This window comes from Salinicola sp. MH3R3-1, assembly GCF_001937155.1.
Lineage (GTDB): Bacteria > Pseudomonadota > Gammaproteobacteria > Pseudomonadales > Halomonadaceae > Salinicola > Salinicola halophyticus.
The window spans coordinates 63031-84225 of sequence record NZ_MSDP01000040.1 but is presented as its reverse complement, the minus strand read 5'-3'; the positions used below and the strand labels follow the sequence as shown (position 1 = coordinate 84225).

Annotated in this window: 21 protein-coding genes and 1 pseudogene; 4 read left to right on the top strand and 18 right to left on the bottom strand. The window is 61.5% G+C overall.

All coding sequences use genetic code 11. From position 1 onward, the window contains the following. The 9 genes and pseudogenes from BTW08_RS17795 to BTW08_RS17755 all read right to left on the bottom strand — a co-directional run. Window positions 1-390 (bottom strand): annotated as a pseudogene (locus BTW08_RS17795) (protein TolA); the annotation flags it as partial. A 4-nt stretch (window positions 391-394) separates the two neighbouring features. Then, window positions 395-835, bottom strand: a complete 441-nt coding sequence (tolR, locus tag BTW08_RS17790) for a protein TolR (protein ID WP_075563833.1) — start codon at window positions 833-835, stop codon at window positions 395-397. 14 nt (window positions 836-849) lie between these two features. Then, window positions 850-1527: a protein TolQ gene (gene tolQ, locus BTW08_RS17785; protein WP_188113767.1), complete on the bottom strand. Its 678-nt coding sequence runs from the start codon at window positions 1525-1527 to the stop codon at window positions 850-852. Between the two features lie 25 nt (window positions 1528-1552). Further along, window positions 1553-1951 carry a tol-pal system-associated acyl-CoA thioesterase gene (gene ybgC / locus BTW08_RS17780; protein ID WP_246837791.1) on the bottom strand — a complete coding sequence of 133 codons (399 nt, stop codon included), beginning with the start codon at window positions 1949-1951 and terminating at the stop codon, window positions 1553-1555. A 4-nt stretch (window positions 1952-1955) separates the two neighbouring features. Next, window positions 1956-3053: a Holliday junction branch migration DNA helicase RuvB gene (ruvB, locus tag BTW08_RS17775; protein ID WP_083627965.1), complete on the bottom strand. Its 1098-nt coding sequence runs from the start codon at window positions 3051-3053 to the stop codon at window positions 1956-1958. Window positions 3054-3060: 7 nt separating this feature from the next. Beyond that, window positions 3061-3666: a Holliday junction branch migration protein RuvA gene (gene ruvA / locus BTW08_RS17770; RefSeq protein WP_075563830.1), complete on the bottom strand. Its 606-nt coding sequence runs from the start codon at window positions 3664-3666 to the stop codon at window positions 3061-3063. Between the two features lie 89 nt (window positions 3667-3755). Continuing rightward, complete coding sequence (ruvC, locus tag BTW08_RS17765) at window positions 3756-4292, bottom strand: crossover junction endodeoxyribonuclease RuvC (RefSeq protein ID WP_075563829.1); 537 nt, start codon at window positions 4290-4292, stop codon at window positions 3756-3758. Window positions 4293-4484: 192 nt separating this feature from the next. Continuing rightward, window positions 4485-6266: an aspartate--tRNA ligase gene (gene aspS / locus BTW08_RS17760; RefSeq protein WP_075563828.1), complete on the bottom strand. Its 1782-nt coding sequence runs from the start codon at window positions 6264-6266 to the stop codon at window positions 4485-4487. Between the two features lie 59 nt (window positions 6267-6325). Beyond that, window positions 6326-6619, bottom strand: coding sequence for a zinc ribbon domain-containing protein (locus BTW08_RS17755; protein ID WP_075563827.1), 294 nt, complete (start codon window positions 6617-6619; stop codon window positions 6326-6328). 346 nt (window positions 6620-6965) lie between these two features. Between BTW08_RS17755 and BTW08_RS17750 the strand changes: the two genes are divergently transcribed. The 3 genes from BTW08_RS17750 to BTW08_RS17740 all read left to right on the top strand — a co-directional run bounded on the left by BTW08_RS17750 (window position 6966) and on the right by BTW08_RS17740 (window position 9898). Further along, window positions 6966-7898: a D-2-hydroxyacid dehydrogenase gene (locus BTW08_RS17750; protein ID WP_075563826.1), complete on the top strand. Its 933-nt coding sequence runs from the start codon at window positions 6966-6968 to the stop codon at window positions 7896-7898. A 10-nt stretch (window positions 7899-7908) separates the two neighbouring features. After that, complete coding sequence (locus tag BTW08_RS17745; protein WP_075563825.1) at window positions 7909-8853, top strand: ribokinase; 945 nt, start codon at window positions 7909-7911, stop codon at window positions 8851-8853. A gap of 88 nt (window positions 8854-8941) precedes the next feature. Beyond that, window positions 8942-9898 carry a nucleoside hydrolase gene (locus BTW08_RS17740; protein WP_075563845.1) on the top strand — a complete coding sequence of 319 codons (957 nt, stop codon included), beginning with the start codon at window positions 8942-8944 and terminating at the stop codon, window positions 9896-9898. Window positions 9899-10095: 197 nt separating this feature from the next. Here the strand turns inward: BTW08_RS17740 and BTW08_RS17735 are convergent, their stop codons facing one another. The 8 genes from BTW08_RS17735 to BTW08_RS17700 all read right to left on the bottom strand — a co-directional run bounded on the left by BTW08_RS17735 (window position 10096) and on the right by BTW08_RS17700 (window position 19057). Continuing rightward, on the bottom strand, window positions 10096-10368 hold the full coding sequence (locus BTW08_RS17735; protein WP_075563824.1) for an acylphosphatase: 273 nt from the start codon (window positions 10366-10368) through the stop codon (window positions 10096-10098). Then, window positions 10307-11299, bottom strand: coding sequence for a YihY/virulence factor BrkB family protein (locus BTW08_RS17730; RefSeq protein WP_083627966.1), 993 nt, complete (start codon window positions 11297-11299; stop codon window positions 10307-10309). Before BTW08_RS17730 ends, BTW08_RS17735 begins: the two co-directional genes overlap by 62 nt. A gap of 156 nt (window positions 11300-11455) precedes the next feature. Beyond that, on the bottom strand, window positions 11456-12373 hold the full coding sequence (locus BTW08_RS17725) for a LysR substrate-binding domain-containing protein (protein WP_075563823.1): 918 nt from the start codon (window positions 12371-12373) through the stop codon (window positions 11456-11458). A 91-nt stretch (window positions 12374-12464) separates the two neighbouring features. Then, on the bottom strand, window positions 12465-13895 hold the full coding sequence (cls, locus tag BTW08_RS17720; RefSeq protein ID WP_075563822.1) for a cardiolipin synthase: 1431 nt from the start codon (window positions 13893-13895) through the stop codon (window positions 12465-12467). Window positions 13896-14088: 193 nt separating this feature from the next. Next, window positions 14089-15594: a fumarate hydratase gene (locus BTW08_RS17715; protein ID WP_075563821.1), complete on the bottom strand. Its 1506-nt coding sequence runs from the start codon at window positions 15592-15594 to the stop codon at window positions 14089-14091. A 173-nt stretch (window positions 15595-15767) separates the two neighbouring features. After that, entirely contained in the window at window positions 15768-16589 is an 822-nt protein-coding gene (gene nei / locus BTW08_RS17710) for an endonuclease VIII (protein ID WP_075563820.1), read from the bottom strand. A 60-nt stretch (window positions 16590-16649) separates the two neighbouring features. Further along, window positions 16650-18683 (bottom strand): excinuclease ABC subunit UvrB, encoded by a 2034-nt coding sequence (gene uvrB, locus BTW08_RS17705; protein ID WP_075563819.1) that lies wholly within the window; start codon window positions 18681-18683, stop codon window positions 16650-16652. A 176-nt stretch (window positions 18684-18859) separates the two neighbouring features. Further along, window positions 18860-19057, bottom strand: coding sequence for a hypothetical protein (locus BTW08_RS17700; protein WP_075563818.1), 198 nt, complete (start codon window positions 19055-19057; stop codon window positions 18860-18862). A 292-nt stretch (window positions 19058-19349) separates the two neighbouring features. Between BTW08_RS17700 and BTW08_RS17695 the strand changes: the two genes are divergently transcribed. Next, the gene (locus BTW08_RS17695) at window positions 19350-20396 is read left to right on the top strand and encodes a folate-binding protein YgfZ (protein ID WP_083627964.1); all 1047 of its coding nucleotides are present in this window, start codon (window positions 19350-19352) and stop codon (window positions 20394-20396) included. Window positions 20397-20421: 25 nt separating this feature from the next. On the opposite strand, the gene BTW08_RS17690 is transcribed toward BTW08_RS17695, so the two are convergent. Further along, the gene (locus tag BTW08_RS17690) at window positions 20422-21192 is read right to left on the bottom strand and encodes a TatD family hydrolase (RefSeq protein WP_075563817.1); all 771 of its coding nucleotides are present in this window, start codon (window positions 21190-21192) and stop codon (window positions 20422-20424) included. Window positions 21193-21195: the final 3 nt, after the last annotated feature.

Genomic DNA, 21195 nt, shown 5'->3' with positions numbered 1-21195 from the left:
GGCCTCTTTCGCCGCCTGCTGGCGACGCTCGGATTCCGCTTCGGCCTGCTCGGCAGCCGCCTGGCGCTCGGCTTCCTGCTGCTGCGCCTCTTCTTGAGCCTGCTGTTCGGCTGCTTGCTGTGCTTCTTCCTGCGACTGCTGTTCGGCCGCCTGCTGAGCCGCCTCTTCTGCCTGTCGCTGAGCCGCTCGCGCCCGCGCCTCCTTGGCGTACTGGGCCTGATCCGTGACGGTGACGTCGCTGACCAGCGTCGCCTGTACGACGGACGAGGAGCTCGGTGTCGGTTCACTCTCCGGCAAGCGCAACATCGTCAATAACAGCGCCGCGACATGAACGACGATCGCCAGAACGACGGGCAGGCCGTAACCGACTCGGCGGTTTCGCTTCGCCATGCGGTTACCCTTTGTCGCCATGGGGCGGCTCGGAAATCAATCCGACGTTCGCCACACCTGCCATCTGCAGTGTACTCATCAGCGTTACGACCTGGCCGTAGGAGGCATTCTGGTCGCCACGCACCATGACCGGGGTATCCGGCTTGCGCTCGAGAATCGCCACGACCTGATCGCCGACGGTCTCCAGTGTCACCGGCTTGTCTTCCTCGCCGAGCGAAATATAGTACTCGCCCTGGCTGTCGACCGAGACGATGATCGGCTCCTGCTCATCGGTGTCGATCGGTTCCGATGTGACCTGAGGCAGATCGACCTTCACGCCCTGGGTCAGCATCGGCGCGGTGATCATGAAGATCACCAGCAGCACCAGCATGACGTCGATGAACGGAACGACGTTGATTTCGCCCATCGGTTTGCGCCGTTGACGGCGGCTGTAGGGTCCACTCATGTTGAACCTCCGCCTCAGGACGCTTGATTGCTGCCGCGACCTTGCAGGTTACGGTGCAGGATCGAATGGAATTCCTCGGCAAAATCTTCGTACTCGCCGAGCAGGCGACTGGCGATGGCCGATAGACGGTTATAGAAAATGACCGCGGGAATCGCGGCGAACAGCCCCATCGCGGTTGCCACCAGTGCCTCTGCGATCCACGGCGCCACGGTCGACAGTGTCGCCTGCTGGGCCATCGATAGGCTCTGGAAGGACCCCATGATGCCCCAGACGGTCCCGAACAGCCCGATATAAGGGCTCGCCGAGGCCACGGTCGCCAACAGCGTAAGGTTGGCGTTGAGTCGATCCTCTTCACGAGAGAGCGCTACTCGCTGCGAGCGCTGCACGCCGTCCAGCACGGCTTCGCTGCTGCGCGTCTTGGGCATCAGCCGATTGAACTCGCGGAAGCCGGCACGAAAGACGTGCTCGGAGCCCTGCGCTTCGTAGTTTTCCGGAACATCCCGGTAGAGTTCGTTGAGATCGACGCCCGACCAGAAGCGCTCGTCGAACGCTTTCTGCGTTTTCCTGGCACGAGCCAGCGCGAAACTGCGTTGAAAGATGACAACCCAGGAGGCGATGGATGCGGCCAACAGCAGGAGCAAGACCAGCTGGACCACCAGACTGGCGTTCATGATCAGATGGGGGATGGACATGGAGTCGTTCACGAAAATCCTCGAATCACTGGCTTGGAATGTCTGACGTCAGCACCGCGCGGAGTTCGCTGGGCCAACGCATCGGTTTCAGGCGTTGCGCATCGACACAGGCAATATCGACCGTCGCTTCGCATAATGTATCCCCGTCGTACCGTACGGCCTGCTCGAATTGTAACGAGCAGGCCGACAGTCGACTGACCTTGGCCGTCACTTCCAGCCGGTCGTCGAGTCGCGCCGGGCGTGCATAGCGGCAACTCAGCGAATGAACCACCAGCTGCACGCCCTTCTCTATCAACCCACGCTGACCGAAGCCGCGCGCATTCAACCATTCGCTGCGCGCGCGCTCCATGAATTTCAGATAGTTAACGTAGTACACAATGCCACCGGCGTCGGTATCTTCGATATAGACCTTCACCGGAAACATGAATTCACTCATTGCCGACCTGACCCCCGCCCATCGACGAATTCTGCCCGGCGCCTGCAGGCGTCCGGTCATTGCGGGGGGCGTTATCGTCCGGCGCCTTGTCGTCAGGCGCGATGCCGAAATGCGTGTAGGCGGACCGCGTGACGACCCGGCCTCGGGTGGTGCGCATCATGAAGCCCTGCTGGATCAGGTAGGGCTCGATGACGTCCTCGATGGTGTCGCGTTCTTCGCTGATAGCCGCGGCCAGGCTGTCGACACCGACAGGCCCACCATCGAACTTTTCGATCATCGCCAGCAGCAGTCGCCGATCCATGTGATCCAGCCCGTGGCTATCGACGTTGAGCATGTTGAGCGCCTGATCGGCTACCACCGCGTTGACCCGCCCGTCGCCCTTGACCTCGGCGAAGTCACGCACGCGTCGCAACAGCCGGTTGGCGATACGCGGGGTGCCGCGAGCGCGTCGGGCAATTTCCCGGGCGCCTTCGACGTCGGCCGGTACGCCCAGCAGCCGGGCGGAGCGCGACACGATCTCGGTCAATTCGTCGACGGCGTAAAATTCGAGTCGCTGCACGATGCCGAACCGGTCGCGCAATGGCGAGGTCAGAAGCCCCGCCCGAGTCGTGGCGCCGACCAGCGTGAACCGCGGCAGATCCAGCTTGATCGATCGGGCCGCCGGGCCGTCGCCGATCATGATATCCAGCTGAAAATCCTCCATCGCCGGATACAGCACTTCTTCCACTGCGGCGGGAAGCCGGTGGATCTCGTCGATGAACAGCACGTCGCCCGGCTGAAGGTTGGTCAGCATCGCGGCCAGGTCACCGGCGCGCTCAAGCACCGGGCCTGAAGTCGACTTGATGTCCACGTTCATTTCGGTGGCGATGATGTTGGCGAGGGTCGTCTTGCCCAGCCCCGGCGGGCCGAACACGAGGGTATGATCGAGCGTGTCCTCACGCTGACGCGCCGCGGCAATGAAGATGTTCAGCTGCTCGCGCACGCGAGGCTGGCCGATATAGTCAGCGAGTCGGCGTGGTCGAATGGCATGGTCGACCTGCTGCTCGCCTTGCTGCGGCGGTGCCGCAATCAGACGGTCGGGTTCAATCATGAGCGGGTTATCCGGCCAGCTGGCGTGACAGCGCCGCTTTGATCAGCGCTTCGGTAGGGAGCGTCTTGTCCAGCGCGGACAGCATGCGCGATGCTTCCGTTGGCTTGTAACCCAGCGTGACCAGCGCGGCCTCGGCATCGGCCAGCGGGTCGGCCGGCGTCATCGTGGCGGCATTCTCGCTGCCCAGCAACGACGCCTGTCCTTCCTGCCAATGCGGGAAGCGATCACGCATCTCGACGATCAGGCGATCCGCGGTCTTCTTGCCGACGCCAGGCAGCTTGGTCAACGCCTTGCTGTCGCCTTCCATCACGCAGTGGATGAACGCATCGGTATCCATTCCCGACAGAATGGCCAGTGCCAGTTTGGGGCCGACACCGTTGACCTTGATCAGGGCGCGAAACAGCTGGCGTTCTTCGTCGTGGGAAAAACCGTAAAGCAGATGGGCATCCTCACGCACGCTGAGATGCGTATAGAGGCGCACAGCTTCCCCGGCGCCGGGCAGCGAAACCAAAGTGGTCATCGAGGTCTCGAGCTCGTAGCCAACGCCCTGCACATCGATGACGATCCAGGGGGGGTGTTTCTCCAACAGCGTGCCGTGCAAACGTCCAATCATGCCATTCGTGTCCTTACTCCGACGGCGTCCACTATACGCATAGCCGATTCAACTGACTAGCTACCCGAGGCGCTGTTATGACGCCTCTGTCAATCCGGCTTGAAGTCTCGCCAGCGCCCGCCCCGAGAGGGTTTTCCGCGGCGCTGCGGAGACACCGCCAACAAGCCCTGGCGGGCGTATCCATGGGTCAGCGCGATCGCCAGCGCATCGGCAGCATCGGCCGGTGGCGGCGCATCCAGGGAGAGTATCGCCGTCACCATATGCTGGATCTGCGACTTGTCGGCACCGCCGTTGCCGGTGATGGCCTGCTTGACCTGACGCGCGGCATACTCGTGGACCGGTAGACCATGATTTGCCGCGCAGACGATCGCGCTGCCACGAGCCTGACCGAGCTTGAGGGCGGAGTCCGCATTCTTGGCCATGAACACGCGCTCGATGGCGAATTCTGCCGGCCGATACAGGCCGATCAATTCGCTCACGCCGGCATAGACCCGTGCCAGCTTCTGGGCCAGATCTTCGCCGTCGATACGAATGCAGCCACTGGCGATATAACGTGGCTTGGCGGAGACATCGATCACGCCGTAGCCGGTTATCCGCGATCCGGGGTCGATACCCAAGAGAATCAAACGCCGGATTCCTGTATCCACTGGCCCAGATTCATCGAAATATGACCTCCCGACTGGCAGCGATGAATGTAATGAAGTTGCCCACGTCGAGCAGCACCGACACGGGATCCCAGACTACCGCCGAGCCTGGACGACTGCAGCCAAAACAACGCCGGCGCCCCTGAGGGCGCCGGCGTGTGAAGTCGAAAGCCGTTATTCGCCGCTGCTTTCGGGCTTCGCTTTCTGGCGCAGACGGATATGCAGATCGCGTAACTGCTGGCTGCTGACCTCGCCGGGCGCGTCGGTCATCAGGTCGGCGGCGCTCTGCGTCTTGGGGAAGGCGATGACGTCGCGGATGGTCCGTGATCCCGTCATCAGCATCACCAGCCGGTCGAGGCCGAAGGCCAGACCGCCGTGTGGCGGCGCACCGTACTGCAGCGCGTCGAGCAGGAAGCCGAACTTCTCCTCGGCTTCTTCCTTGCCGATACCCAGCACTTCGAACACCGCGCGCTGCATGGCCTGATCGTGAATACGGATCGAACCGCCACCCAGTTCGGTGCCGTTCAGCACCATGTCATAGGCGCGAGACAGCGCCGTGGCGGGCGACGCCTTGAGCTCGTCCGACGAACAGGACGGCGCGGTAAACGGATGATGCAGTGCCGACAGGCGGCCGCTATCGTCGGCTTCGAACATCGGGAAATCGACGACCCACAGCGGCGCCCACTTGGCCGTGTAAAGATCGAGGTCCTCGCCCAGCTTGACGCGCAGCGCGCCGATCGCTTCGTTGACGATTTTCGCTCTGTCGGCCCCGAAGAAGATGATATCGCCGTCTTCAGCGCCGACGCGATCCAGCAGCTGCTCGACGATGCCTTCCATGAACTTGACGATCGGCGACTGCAGCCCCTCGAGCCCCTTGGCGCGCTCGTTGACCTTGATCCAGGCCAACCCTTTCGCACCGTAGATACCCACGAATTTGGTGTATTCATCGATCTCCTTGCGCGACAGCTTGGCGCCACCGGAAACCTTGAGCGCGGCTACACGACCGTCGTCGGCCTTGGCGGGACCGGAGAAGACCTTGAAGTCCACCGACTGCATCAGGTCGTCGACATCGACCAGTTCCAGCGGGATGCGCATATCCGGCTTGTCGGAACCGTAGCGTTGCATCGCTTCGCTATAGGGCATGCGCGGGAACGCCGGCAGGTCGACATCCAGCACTTCCTGGAACAGCTGGCGCACCATCTGCTCCGTGGTGCCCATGATCTCCTGCTCGTCGATGAACGACGCTTCGATATCGATCTGGGTGAATTCCGGCTGGCGATCCGCGCGCAGATCCTCGTCACGGAAGCACTTGGCGATCTGATAGTAGCGATCGAAGCCGGAGACCATCAGCAACTGCTTGAACAGCTGCGGCGACTGTGGCAGCGCGAAGAAGTGGCCATCGTGGGTCCGGCTCGGCACGAGATAGTCCCGGGCCCCTTCCGGCGTCGCTCGAGTCAGGATCGGAGTCTCGATATCGAGGAAACCATGATCCTCGAGATAGGCACGCACGCTGTGGGTGATCCGCGAGCGCAGACGCAGGCGCTCGATCATCTCCGGGCGGCGCAGGTCGATATAGCGATACTTGAGCCGCACCTCTTCGCCCACCTTGCCGTGCTCGTCGAGCTGGAACGGCGGTGTCGCGGCGGTATTGAGGACTTCGACCTGCTTGGCCAGCACTTCGATCATGCCAGTCGGCATGTTGGGATTCTGAGTGCCTTCCGGACGCAGGCGAATGCGACCGACGATGCGAAGCACGTACTCGTTGCGCGCTCGATCGGCATTGGCGAAGGCCTCGGCCGTGTCGGGATCCACAACCACCTGAGCGATACCGTCACGATCGCGCATGTCGAGGAAAATGACACCGCCATGGTCGCGGCGGCGATGCACCCACCCGCAAAGCGTGACTTCGTGATCGATCAATGACTCGTTCAATCGGCCGCAATAATGACTGCGCATGCTGGATCCTAGAATTGTGAAGCTTAAAAATGTGAAGCCTAAAAACGTGGAGACAAGACTCAGGCAGACGCTTTGCTCTCACCGCTCGATTTGCTTTCGCCTGTCGACTTGCTGCCACTTTCGCTCGACGAAGCCGGCTTGGCGGCGTCACCGACGAGATTCTTCTTGCTGCCCGATTTGAAATCGGTTTCATACCAGCCGCCGCCGGCCAGCCTGAAACCGGCCGCCGACACCAGGCGAGAGAGTTCCGGGCGCTCGCAGGTCGGGCAATCCTTCAACGGCGGCGCGCTGATCTTCTGAAGCTTCTCCAGACGATGGCCGCAAGCCTTGCACTCATATTCGTAAATGGGCATGGATTGATCACTCTCTGGCTACGGGAAGCCTAGGCCCCGCTATGGGCGACTTCCTTGCGTTATCCGGGCGCCACCCGGTTGTCGGCCTGGCGCCAGCTGTTTGTCTAGTCCCGCTTATCCGTTTCCCGCCGGCGCGACGGCGAGAATGTTCTCGACGCCCAGCCCGAGCGGTGACGTACCGACCCTTTCCAAGCCGGGCAGGAAAGCCGCATAGTATAGCGCGCAGCAGCCGGTCGCGGGCAATATTACCGGCTGATAACGCCGATGTCGTCGTTCGCACGCAGCAATCGTGATACGACAGCGCCCGAGACCGCAGAGAGACCCGCAAGAGATAAGGAAAAGAAGCATGAAAGCCGTACTTCTGGACGCCGCTTCACTGGGGGACGATATCGATCTCGGCCCCATCCGCACCCTCGTCGACGATCTCGACATTCATCGTCTTACCGCTCCGGATCAGACTCGGGAACGACTCGAGGGCGCGACGGTAGCCCTCACCAATAAGGTCGTTCTCGATGCCGAACTGATCGAGTCCCTTCCCGCGCTGAAACTGATCTGCGTGCTGGCCACCGGCACCAACAATATCGACATGGCCGCCGCCGAGCGCCGCGGCATTGTGGTGCGTAATGTGACGGCTTACGGCACGGCCAGCGTCGCCCAGCATACGCTGATGTTGATACTGGCCCTGGCGGCGAGACTGCCTCGCTATCAGAACGAGGTGCAATCCGGAGCCTGGCAGCGTAGCGATATCTTCTGTCTGCTCGATCATCGCACGCTGCAGTTGGCCGGCAAGCATCTGGTGATCGTCGGTAGCGGCGTTCTGGGTACCGCCGTTGCCAAGCTGGGAGAATCCTTCGGCATGCGCGTGACGTTCTCCGCTCGCCCCGGCAGTGAAGCTGATGATTCGCGACCGGCATTGGCGACGCTGCTCGGCGAGGCCGATGTCCTGAGCCTGCACTGCCCGCTGACGGAAGCGACTCGCGGTCTCATCGATGGCGAGGCGCTGGCAATGATGAAACCGGATGCGCTGCTGATCAACTGCGCCCGGGGCGGCATCATCGACGAAGACGCCGCGCTTGCCGCACTGCGCGAACGTCGTTTGGGCGGGCTGGCTGTCGACAGCCTACCCAGCGAACCGCCCCGTGATGGACACCCGCTGCTTGACGCCCTGACCGAGCCGCTCAATCTGATCGTGACGCCGCACAATGCCTGGATCACGCCGGAAGCGCGTCAGCGAGTCGTCGAATTGACGGCGGACAATCTGCGCGGCTGGTTGGGCTAGGAGAGACGAGATGCCACGAGACACACCGAAGATTTACAACTACGGCTCCATCAACATCGATTACGTCTACCGGGTTCCCCATCTGGTGCGTCCCGGCGAGACCTTGGCCAGTACCAGCCTGAGCCAGGTGCTCGGCGGCAAGGGTGCCAATCAATCGTTGGCGTTGGCGCGTGCCGGCGGAAACGTCTCCCACTGGGGGCGTCTGGGCGAGAGCGATCGCTGGGCCCTGGGGGCGCTTGGCGACGCCGGCGTCGATATTCAGGACGTCGAGCTGACGGACGGCGCCAGCGGTCACGCGTTGATCCAGGTCGACGATGCCGGCGAGAACGCGATCATTCTCCACCCCGGGGCCAACCACGGTTTCGACGAGGCCCGGCTGAAGACGCTGGTCGGCTCGGCACGCGCGGGCAGCTGGGTCCTGATGCAGAACGAGTGCAACGCCGCGGAGTCGATGCTGCGTCTGGCGGTAGACAGCGATTTATCGATCGCCTTCAATCCGGCGCCGCTGTCCGCTGACGTGCCCGATCTGCCGCTGGAGCTATGCCGGATTCTGTTCCTCAATCGTGGCGAGGCCGCGGCACTAATCGAGCAACCGGAAACGGCCGACGTCGATACGCTACTCGATGCCCTCGCGGCGCGCCTGCCTGCCGTCGAGATCGTACTCACACTTGGCGGCGATGGCGTCTGTTATCAGTATCGGGGCACACGTGTCGCCATGGCGGCACACGAGGTCGAGGCCGTCGACACCACGGCCGCCGGCGATACCTTTATCGGTTACTTCATGGCCGCGCGACAGCGTGGCGACGAGATCGAGCAGGCTCTGCGCCTGGCGACGACCGCTTCGGCACTGTGCGTGCAACAGGCCGGTGCCGAGCCGAGCATCCCCACCGCCAAGGCTGTCGAATCCGCGCTGAACGCGTGGCCCGCGCTCTCGCTCGAGCCCCTCACGCCTTGATCGGCTCGTACGCCGATCATCGTGCATTATCCGAGTGACCGGTCTTGCATCCGGTCATGCCAACTGAATTGCCATGCAGGAATCCATCATGCCAACTCCGATCATTTTCGATACCGACCCGGGTGTCGACGACGCCCAGGCGATCGCCATCGCCCTCGCCCATCCGGACATCGAACTGCTGGGTCTGACGACGACTTTCGGCAACGTCACGATAGAAGTCGCGACCCATAATGCGTTGCTGCTGGCCGAGCTGGCCGGGCAATCGATTCCGGTTGCCCAGGGCGCCGCCGCGCCGCTGGTCAAGACCAAGAACCCGCCGCCAGGCCATATTCATGGCGACAACGGCCTGGGCGATATTTCACTGCCCCCTATCGAGACTCAGGCCCTGAAGCAGAGTGCGGCGCAGTTCATCGTCGATCAGGTCAACGCCCGCCCCGGCGAGGTGGTGCTGGTCGCCGTCGGCCCGCTGGGCAATCTCGCCGCCGCGCTGCAGCTCGATCCCGGCCTGGTCGACAAGGTCAAACGGGTCGTGGTGATGGGCGGGTCGATCCGGGAAGGCGGCAACGTGACGCCGGTGGCCGAAGCCAACATCTTCAACGACCCGCACGCGGCTGCCAAAGTGCTGGAAGCGAGCTGGCCGTTGACGCTGGTCGGACTGGATGCGACTCACCGCTGCGTGCTGGATCCGCAGAGCATGGCGCGGATCGTCGAGGCTCAAGGCGCGCTGGGGAAGGTGCTGGGTGAAAGCTACGCGTTCTACCGAAACTTCTACCAGCAGGCGCTGGGTATCGATGGCTGCTGCCCGCACGATAGCTGCGCGCTAGTCTGGCTGCTGCGTCCCGATCTGTTCAGCGTCGAACGGGGATACTTGAGCGTGGTGACCGACGGCCTGGCCGAAGGACAGACATTGATGGCGCCGGAATCACGCGAATTCGTCGATCCACGCTGGTCCCACGGCACGCCGGCGGATGTCTGCATGAATGCCAACGGCCCGGGCGTGATCGATTGGATCGTCGAGACGCTGACGACGCATAGGTCGCCCTGAACCGCCACTCAGACATCGCCCTGGCCCACCGCTCATACGTCATCCCGAACTGTTTCGGCTCGGCTCGGTTCGGCCGAATCAGTCCTGCCCGGGCCCGCCCGATCACTGTCGACGATCGGACGGGGCCGGTGGCTTTACCAAATCGCGGACGGTTGATTGGTAAAGTCGAGTAGCCGTGGGTTCAGCGACTCGTGAGTCTAGTGAGTCGTGAAACTCGCCGGTGCAACGAGCGTCGCTTCCTCGACACTGACGTCGCTGACGTCCGCCGCCGGGGAGCCTTCCCACAGCCGGTCGATCAGTTCGGCAACGGCGGTCGCTTCGCCGCAGGCGACGACCTCGACACGCCCATCCTCGAGATTGAGCGCATGGCCGGTGATACCCCAGCGCTCGGCGTGCCGCCGTACGTGCTCACGATAACTGACGCCCTGAACTCTTCCGCTCACCCAAGCCTTGATCGTTCGATGGGTCATCCGGTGTCTCCTTTCGAATCACTTCATGGCGAATCAGTACCGCCGTGTTACGCGGAACGATACGCTGCCCCTTGGCGACCGTGTGGGTGCGCGTGAACGCCGCCCCGAACAGTAGAATCAGCGATGAGTAATAGACCCATAGCAGCACCAATACCACAGAGCCGGCGGCACCGTAGGTCGATGCCGTCGCGGTATGGGCCAGATAAGCCGCAATCGCATTCCTGCCGATGATGAACAGTACTGCCGTTACCAGAGCGCCGAGCAGCACGTCGCGGTAAGACAGCACCACGTCCGGCAGCACCTTGAAGATCGCAGCGAAAAAGAGTGTCACCACGATGATGGACAAGAGGAACTCCGCTCCATCGAGCAGGAAGGCACTCCCCGGCACCCAGTCTCCCGCGTAGCTGAACGTCGTTCTCAGGATGACGCCCAGCACCAGCGACACCAGCAGAACGAAGCCGATGGCCAGTACGACTGCCATCGACAGCAGGCGCTTCTTGGCGAACAGCACGATGCTGTTGCGATCAGGATTGGGCGCTACGCCCCAGATGGTATTGAGCGAAAACTGCATCTGCCCGAAGACCGTAGTGGCCCCGATCACCAATGTGACGACACCGGCCAGTGTGGGCAGAATGCCGGAAGCCTGAATACTGGACTGCGCCACGGCATCTTCGATTGCGGTGGCCGCCGCTGGCCCCAGGGTGTCCTGCAGGCGGGTCGCGATTTCGCCACGAGCGGCGTCCTCGCCTAGCCAAAGCCCGACGACCGTGACGGCGATAATGATCGTGGGTGCCAAGGAAAACAGCGTGTAGAAGGCCAGCGATCCGGCATAGCTGAAGGCGTTGCGATCGAGCCACAGCTTGATCGAATCGCGCACGATGGCAGTCCAGTACTTCAGGAAAGGGACGACATTGGAAAAAGAAGCTCTCACGTAGCGTTCCTTATAGTTGGATTCCTCGTTGCTGGCTGCCACCGTCCGTGGCAGAAGCACACCTGGGGAAATCGATCGGCAATGACGCTTTCTCAAGTTATCAGCAGTCTAGACGACAATCCGCCGATATCCTGCCTGAGGCGCTGCTGATATCGCTCATGCACGCAAGAAATCGCTGGGGAGCTTCATCATGCGTCGCCAGAGTTTCTCGACCCCGGGCTTATGCACCAGCGAGCAGCGATAGAGGCGAATTTCCAGCGGAATGTCCCAGTTTTCGGCAGCCGCGCGAACCAGCCTGCCGTTGGCCAGTTCGTCACGAATACAGAAATCCGGAATCCAGGCCAGACCAAATCCCTGCAGCGCCATCCCTTTAAGCCCTTCGGCCATGGCCGTTTCGTAGACGGTCTTCAGGCGCATGCGTCCCGGCTCGTTCTTGAGCAGCATCCGTACGCTGCGACCGAGAAAGGCGCCTTGTGTGTAGGAGAGAAAAGGAATCGCTCCCTCATCATCGAAGGAAAATTTCGGCGCGCCGTCGGCGTCCGGCACGCTGACCGCAACCATCTTGACCTGGCCGATGGAGAACGACGGAAATATCTCGGCGTCCAGCTGCATGGTGGCGTAAGGATCGTGATACGCCAGCATCAGATCGCAATTGCCTTCGCGCAGCACATGAATGGCATCGCCGACGTTCATCGCCACCAGGCGTGTCGGCAGCTCGCCGACGCCCTTTTGCAGGCGTGATATCCAGGGCGGATAGAACGCCAGCGCCAGCGAGTGTGCGGCAACGATATCCAGGGCCTCGTTGTCCATCGCCAGACCGCGGAGATGGGCCAGGCTATCGCTGAGCTGCTCGACCATGTTTCTCGCGGTCACCAGAAAGAGCTGTCCTTCCGGCGTCAGACTCACAGGGGTTGTCGAACGATCTACCAGCGTCGCCCCGACCGCCTGTTCCAACGAGCGGATGCGCCGGCTGAAAGCAGGCTGCGTCACATGTCTCTGGCGCGCGGAGGCCGAAAAACTGCGCGTGTTGGACAAGGCGACGAAGTCCTCGAGCCATTTGGTTTCCAGATTCAATGAAGCCCCCTGACATCTCTAGTCTCGGCGCGATCTGCGCACGACCTGCGGTGCGATATCTTGTGCCATGAGTGCAAAATACGTTGTCTCGTCATTGGATGGGCGACAGCAGATAGGTGGCCCGCGATACCACTTTGCGCCATAACGGGCGGTCGGAAAGCTCGCGCTGGCTGACTTGCCGACTATTGGCGAAATCCTGCTCGAGCATATCGATGACCGTGGCAGCGAATGCCTTGTCGGGAATATAGGCTGTCACTTCGAAATTGAGCCTGAAAGACCGATTATCGAGATTGACGGTTCCGACCATCGCCGTGTGGTCGTCCACGAGCAGGACTTTTTGATGTAGAAATCCAGGTTGATAACGGTATATTTTTACCCCTGCCCGAATCATTTCCGGCAGGAACGCAAACGCCGAAAGGAAGACCAGCAGATGATCCGGACGCTCGGGAATCAGCACCCGAACATCCACTCCGCGCAAGGCAGCCAGAACCAGTGCATCCTGCACACCGTGATCGGGCACGAAGTATGGACTGGTAACCCAGAGTCGGTGTCGCGCACCGTGCATGGCATGCTGAACCAGCAAACTGGCGGTTTCCCGTCCGTCGGCAGGTCCGGAGGGCACGATCGCCACGTGCTGTGACGCCCCGGACGCCGGCTGAGGCTTCCAGCCCAGTGCCAAAATATCCCCCGTCGCCCAGTACCAGTCTTCCCAGAAAGCCTCCTGTAGGGCCAACACACTCGGCCCCTGGAGCTTGAGATGGGTATCACGCCATTGACCGTACCGCTCGACCCGGCCGAGATATTCGTCGGCGACATTGAGACCGCCGGTCCAGCCTTCCCGGCCGTCGACCACCACGATCTTGCGATGGTTGCGGAAATTGATCTGGAAGCGATGTCGCCAGCCACGCGAAGAGTTGAATGCCGATACTCGAGCTCCCGCCTCTTCGAGGTCGCGCAGATATCCGCCGGGGAGCCCACGACTGCCGATTTCGTCGTACAGGAAGTAGACATTGACGCCATGCTCGGCCTGATGGATCAGCTTGCGCTTGAAAGCCATGCCGATCTCGTCAGCGCGGACGATAAAGAATTGAACCAGGATGTACTCTTCGGCTCGATCGATACCTTCGAACAGACTATCGAACGTGGCTTCGCCATCGATGAGCAGATCCGCCCGGTTGCCGCGAGTCATCGGCATCTTCGCCAATGCCTCGACAGCGCGAATGCGACCGCTGACGGCCTCGGGCCGGGACACGTAGGATTCCATATGCGGACGATACCGCTGCAGTACCTGGCGGAGCACGGTATCGCGTTCACCCCGCGCGGAGACGTAGCCATAGAATCGGGGCCTACCGAACGTCCAGAAAATCGGGACCGCAATGTAGGGAAAGCTGACCAGGGTAACGATCCAGGCGACCGCCCCTTGAGAGGTGCGACTCGACATCAGCGCTACCACCGCGGTGATGATGCCGGCGACATGGGATACGAACAGAAACATACCGATCAGCCAGCTCATGTCTGCCATCTTTCCCCGCCCTTTCTCTCACTCTGCCCCATTGCAGCGCTCCCGCTTAAATCACCAAGCTAACCAATATCATACCGAAAAAAGGAGAGCCCCACCGGGACTCTCCTTTTTATCCGTGTTGCGACTTTCAACGGCCAGCGCCTCGAGCGGGATCCATCGCCGGCAGCCGACGGTTTGGTCCGATCCCGGAAGATCAGACGCGCTCGGCGATGATCTGTTTCCACTTGGCCGGCCCGGTCTGATGGACCGACGTACCGAGATGATCCACGGCAACCGTGACTGGCATGTCTTCGACCTCGAACTCGTAGATCGCTTCCATCCCCAGGTCGTCGAAGGCAATGACTTCGGCTTTCTTGATCGCCTGCGCCACCAGATACGCCGCGCCACCGACCGCCATCAGATAGACCGCCTGATTGTCGCGGATGGCCTCGATCGCCAACGGACCCCGTTCCGCCTTGCCGACCATGCCCAGCAATCCCGTCTCCTCGAGCAGGGTGCGGGTGAATTTGTCCATGCGCGTTGCGGTCGTGGGACCGGCCGGCCCCACGACTTCCTCGCCAACCGGATCGACCGGGCCGACGTAATAGATGAAGCGGTTTTTGAGATCGACAGGCAGGCTCTCACCCTTCGCCAGCATGTCGATCATGCGCTTGTGGGCGGCATCGCGGCCCGTCAGCAGTTTGCCGGAGAGCAGTACGGTATCGCCCGGCTGCCATTCACGTACCGCTTCCGGTGTTATCTCATCGAGGTTGACGCGTCGAACCCCTGCACCCACTTCCCAAGTGATCTCCGGCCAGTCGTCCAGCTTGGGGGCCGGCAGTACCGCCGCCCCGCTGCCGTCGAGGCTGAAGTGAACGTGCCGGGTTGCGGCGCAGTTGGGAATGATCGCCACCGGCTTGTTGGCGGCATGAGTCGGGTAATCCTTGACCTTGATATCGAGTACCGTGGTCAGGCCACCCAGCCCTTGCGCGCCGATACCACTGCGGTTGACCTTGTCGAACAGCTCGAGACGCAGCTCTTCGGCGCGGTTGGCGGCACCGCGAGCCTGCAACGCCTGAATGTCGATCGGATCCAGCAGCGCTTCCTTAGCCAGTTCCATCGCCTTTTCGGCGGTCCCGCCGATGCCGATACCCAGCATTCCCGGCGGACACCAGCCCGCGCCCATCTTGGGCAGCTGTTCCAGCACCCAGTCGACGACACTATCGGAGGGATTGAGCATGGCGAACTTGGACTTGGCCTCGCTACCGCCACCCTTGGCGGCAACGTGCACTTCGATCGTGTCACCCGGTACCAGTTTGTGATGGATGACGGCCGGCGTGTTGTCGCCGGTGTTCTGACGTTTGCCGTCGGGGTCCGCCAGCACCGAGGCGCGCAGAACGTTATCGGGCAGCAAATAAGCGCGACGAACGCCCTCGTTGATCATGTCGTCGAGACTCATGTCGGCTTCCCAACGCACGTTCATGCCGACATGGACGAAGACCGTGACGATGCCCGTGTCCTGGCAGATCGGGCGATGACCGGTGGCACACATTCTGGAATTGATCAGAATCTGGGCAATCGCATCACGCGCGGCGGGATTCTCTTCCCGTTGATAGGCCGCGTGCATGGCATCGATGAAATCTTTGGGATGGTAATAGGAGATGTACTGCAGCGCGTCGGCCACGCTCTGGATGAGATCCTCCTGACGGATCACGGTCATTACTAGTCTCCTGACTGGTCACGGTAACTGCCACCGGATCGATTGCCCGACGGTCGGTAACTTCAAGGCCGCCAATCATACCTTAGCGAACGTGAATTGGCAGTTGGCCGAAATAGAATTGTAAATTAGATAACGGTATAAAATTTAATGTCATCGATCCGAAACCTCAGGTGTCATTCTGGCTGGCATGTCGGACAGCGGTAGAGTCGGCGAGAAGCGATGGTCTCACGCAAAATGAGATCGCCACAGGCATGACAAGGCTGGTTATCGCGGTTAAACACGGCGAATCGCCATTGGCTGCGGCGATTCCCCTCCCGTTGCAGGCGTTTGCGCCATGTCGGGCGATTGGTAACACCCGCCTCGCGGTAAGCCTGCCGAATGGTCGTCAGAATGCAGTCGGCGAGTTTTTCCCGCTGTGCCTCGGAGAGCGTTTTAGGACGATTTCTGGGCGCAAGGCCGGCATAGAACAGGATCTCCGACCGCAGATAGTTACCGATCCCCGCATAGAAGCTCTGATCCAACAGCAATCCGCCCAACCCTCTTCCCGCGAAACGCGGTTCCGACAGACGAGCGACGATATCTTCGGCGGTGACATCGTGCGTCAATAGATCCGGGCCAAGGCGCGCCAGAAACGGTTGTTGTCGCAAGGTGTCGGTGGTCCACAACGAAATGTCCGAGGCACTGTAAAGGCTGGCGGTGTGCTCTCCGGCCACCAGTCGCGCCCGCAGCACCCTGCCCGTCGTCGGCGATCGCCCCCGACGATGAACCCGCCAGACGCCGTAAAGCTGGTTGTGAGAATAAAGCACGTGGCCATCGGCGAAGGTGATCAGCAGTGCCTTGCCCCAGCAGTCGACCGTGGTCACCCGACTCTTCACCAGGCGCCCTGCCATGCTTTCCAGCTCGGGAAAGGTAAACCAGACCTGGGTCAATGGCACATCTACCAGTACTTTTCCCAGGCGATCCGCAACGCGGCGTATTTCCGGCCCTTCGGGCATGACGCGATCATCCTTGATTCAGATTTCGACGATCCCAGCTTCAACTCGTCCCGACTCGATCTAGCCCAGTTCCAGCAGCCGCGATTTCAACGTTTGCAGCTGATCGCGCAGTTTCGCAGCTTGCTCGAACTCGAGATTCTGCGCGGCCTCATGCATACGATCCTCGAGCTTGCTGATCTCCTTGGTCAGCTGTGTGGCATTCATGGCGGCCAGCGATTCACGCGTATAATCGCCCGGCGCCTCGGCCACCAGCTGTTCGGTCCGCTTGCGACCGCTTTTACGACTACCCGGCGCTTGTGCACCTTCCATGATGTCCGCCACGGACTTGGTCACGGTCATCGGCGTGATGCCATGGCGTTCGTTGTGCTCGATCTGCTTGTTGCGGCGGCGCTCGGTCTCGTCCATCGCGCGGCGCATCGAGTCGGTAATTCGATCACCGTAGAGAATGGCCTTGCCGTGAGCATTACGCGCGGCACGCCCGATGGTCTGGATCAACGAGCGTTCGGCGCGCAGGAAACCTTCCTTGTCGGCGTCCAGAATCGCCACCAGCGACACCTCGGGAATATCGAGCCCTTCGCGCAGCAGGTTGATGCCGACCAGCACATCGAACTCGCCCAGACGCAGATCGCGGATGATTTCGACCCGCTCCACGGTATCGATGTCCGAATGCAGGTAGCGCACACGGATGTCGTGCTCGGCAAAATATTCTGTCAGATCCTCGGCCATGCGCTTGGTCAGCGTGGTCACCAGCACCCGTTCACCAACGTCGACGCGTAGACGAATTTCGGACAGCAGGTCATCGACCTGCGACGTAGCAGGTCGCACCTCGATCTGCGGGTCCACCAGACCGGTCGGACGCACCACCTGCTCGACGACCTGCCCGGCGTGTTCGGCTTCGTAATTCCCCGGCGTCGCCGAGACGAACACCGTCTGGGGGACGATGCCTTCCCACTCCTCGAAGGTCATGGGTCGGTTATCCAGCGCCGACGGCAGCCGGAACCCGTATTCGACCAGCGTCTCCTTGCGCGAGCGGTCACCGCGATACATCCCGCCGACCTGCGGCACGCTAACGTGGGACTCGTCGATGAACAGCAGCGCGTCGTCCGGCAGATAGTCGAAGAACGTCGGCGGCGCCTGACCCGGCGCCCGGCCGGAAAGATAGCGCGAGTAGTTCTCGATGCCGTTGCAGTAGCCCAGCTCCAGCATCATCTCGATGTCATACAGCGTGCGCTGCTCGAGGCGTTGCGCTTCGACCAGTCGCTCATGCTTGCGCAGGTACTCGAGTCTGTCGGCCAGTTCCTGCTTGATCGAATCGATCGCACCCAGAATGGTGTCACGCGGCGTGACGTAGTGGCTCTTGGGATAGATCGTCATGCGCGGCACCTGCCCCCGAACCTCCCCGGTCAGCGGATCGAACAGACGAATCGAGTCAATCTCGTCGCCGAAAAGCTCCACGCGCACGCCTTCGTCTTCGGCATCCGCGGGGAAGACGTCGATCACATCGCCACGCACGCGATAGGTCCCGCGCCGGAAATCGGCATCGTTGCGCGTGTACTGCAGCTCGGCCAGTCGCCGCAGAAACGCGCGCTGATCGATCTGCTCGCCGCGGTTGAAGTGCAGACGCATCTTCATGTACTGCTCAGGATCGCCCAGCCCGTAGATCGCCGAGACCGAGACCACGATCAGCGCATCGCGACGTTCCAGCAACGCCTTGGTCGCCGACAGCCGCATCTGCTCGATATGGTCGTTGATCGAAGCATCTTTCTCGATGAACGTATCCGACGACGGCACGTAGGCTTCCGGCTGATAGTAGTCGTAGTACGAGACGAAATACTCGATGGCATTGTCCGGGAAGAAGCTCTTGAACTCGCCATAGAGCTGCGCCGCCAGCGTCTTGTTGGGCGCCAGCACGATCGTCGGACGCTGCAGTTTCTCGACCACGTTAGCCATGGTGAAGGTCTTGCCGGAGCCGGTCACACCGAGCAGCGTCTGATGCGAAAGCCCCGCCCCCAGCCCGCGGATCAACCCCTCGATGGCGGCCGGCTGATCACCGGCGGGACGATACTTGGAGTGAATCTTGAAAGGTTTATTCATGGTCACTAATTAGGGTCCAAACTACCATCATTCAAGGGGCAGGCCGTTTTTCCGTTGCTTTCTATGCCTCGCCGGCGCGGAAATTGCCGGACGGCACGGTGCTGTACGACACAGTCATTGGGCGACACATTCACTAGACGACATATTCCTTGGCGACATATTCCTTGGCGACAAAATCACTGAGCAGAATAGCCGGCCTTCAACGAAGCGACGGCCTTGATCAGCGCCTCTCGGCTGACGCGTCCCTCGATCTCCGCCCACTCCAGTCCAATATCGACGGTATCGACTCCATTCACCATCATCAGTGCCGTCGTGACACGATTGAGATCTTCCGGGGTGGAGACCCCTTTCAGGGTCAGATTGATCCGGGCCATGCCGCTTTCTCCACGATGTTTTCCAGAACGCCGGTATGACGAACGGCGCTTTCTGATCAGTACTTCACAGCTGACAATTGACGGCGGTCAGCTCACGATAACGTCACACTCGGTTCATGACTGAGTTCATGACAGGGGCTTCCAGAACCGTGATTCGGGGAAAAGGTTCGAGCCAGCGATATAGCGTAGCACGCCGTTCGCCATCGCCGATGTTGCAATGGCGAGCGATCGACACCATCTTGACGCCAGCATCAGGCATAGACTGACATCAATGTCTTTATGGAGGGACCGGATGAACGATTGGCTGGCACATCTCACGGCAGCGGGCGGGCGCCAGGTCGACGAGCGTCTCTGGCAGTTTCCGCAGGACGATAGCCCCCTGGGCGCTACCCCAAGCTGCCTGTCGCCGCTGAGCCATCTCGGCATTCTCGAATGCGACGGCCCCGATGCGGCGCGCTTTCTCCAAGGCCAGACCAGCGCCAACGTCGAGCATGCGAACGGCGAATTCGCCCCGCTGACCACGTTCTGTACGCCCAAGGGGCGCATGATCGCCAACGCCGAACTGCTCAAGGTTGGCGCAGAGCGCTACTGGCTACTGCTGGATATTTCTCTGGTCGCCCCGCTGGCGACACAGCTCGGCAAGTACGCGCCGTTCTACAAGGTGACGTTGAACCCACGTGATGACCTGGCGCTAATTGGCGTCCTCGGTACCATGCCCTCATTGCCCAACGAGGCGCAGCTTCCCGCTCCGTCCGACATCGATTGGCACATGAGCCAGCAGGACGACACCGTGCTGGTGCGCCACCCCGGCGCCGGGTCACGCCTGCTGATGATTCTGCCCCAGGCGCGAGCGGTATCGATCTGGAACCAGATGCAGCCCAACGCCATCGCAGTCGGCAATGCGAGCTGGCAACGCGCGGATATCGACGCCGGGGTAGCCTGGCTCACGGCGACCCACAGCGACTCGCTGCTGCCACAGATGATCAACTGGGAAGCCCTGGGCGGCATCAGTTTTCGCAAGGGCTGCTATACCGGCCAGGAGATCGTGGCGCGCGCGCATTTTCGCGGACAGGTCAAGAAGCGGTTGCAGATCGCGGCCCTGGAGGGCGGCACTGCAGTCGAGATCGGCAGCGAGATCCGCAACGCCGAAGGCAAGCGCGTGGGCGAGGTTTTTCAGGCCACGCCTGCAGGCGACGCGGCCGTCTGCGATCTGCTGGTGGTGCTCAATACCAGCGAGTCCGAGGAATCCAGGCTCGTCGTCGGCGATCGCAAGCTGACGCTGCGCGAACTGCCCTATCCGCTGGAGCGCCTCGATCCCGAAAGCGTTGTTGCCGCTTAGACTTCGTGAGACGTCTCTCAACTACTCATGAGTCGGCGGCCAGCCGAAACAGTTGCCGCGTATTGGCCCAGGCGTTGGCGGCGATCCGGTCTCGCTCCTGGCTTCGCAACGCGGCGACGGCGTCCAATGTTCGGGGAAGACAGGATGGCTCGTTGCGCTGCCCCTGACGTCCGCATAGCGGCATGTCCGGGCTGTCGGTCTCGAGCACGAATCCGTCGTCGGGGAGCGACTGCACGGCGCGGTGCAATCGTTTCGCCCGATCGTAGGTGACTGCCCCGCCGAGCCCCAGCATGTAACCCAGATCCAGAAAGCGTCGGGCCTGCTGCGCACTGCCTCCGAAAGCATGAATCAGCCCGCCGGCCGGTAGATCGAGTAGCCTGAGCCGTTTGGCGACCTGGTCGTCGGCGTGCACACAGTGGACGATGACCGGCAGCCGGCGCTGCTTGGCCAGTTGGAGCTGCGCCTCGAACAGCGCCCACTGCTGGTCTAGCGTGGCCTCGAATCGCGCGTCGATCCCGCATTCGCCGATACCGACCAGGTGAGGATGCTGGTCCAACGCTTCCGCCAGCCGTTCAATGTCACCTTCGGCGTGCTCGTCGAGGAAGAACGGATGAAGCCCAAGTGACGCGACGACATCGTCGCGCTCACTCAATGCCAGCACGTTTTCCCACCGTCGCCGTGTCGTTCCCGGCACCATGAAACGCGAGACGCCGGCCGCGTGGGCACGTTCAAAAACGGCTTCGCGGTCGGCGTCGAAACTGTCAAAATCCAGATGACAATGCGCGTCGAACAGCATGAC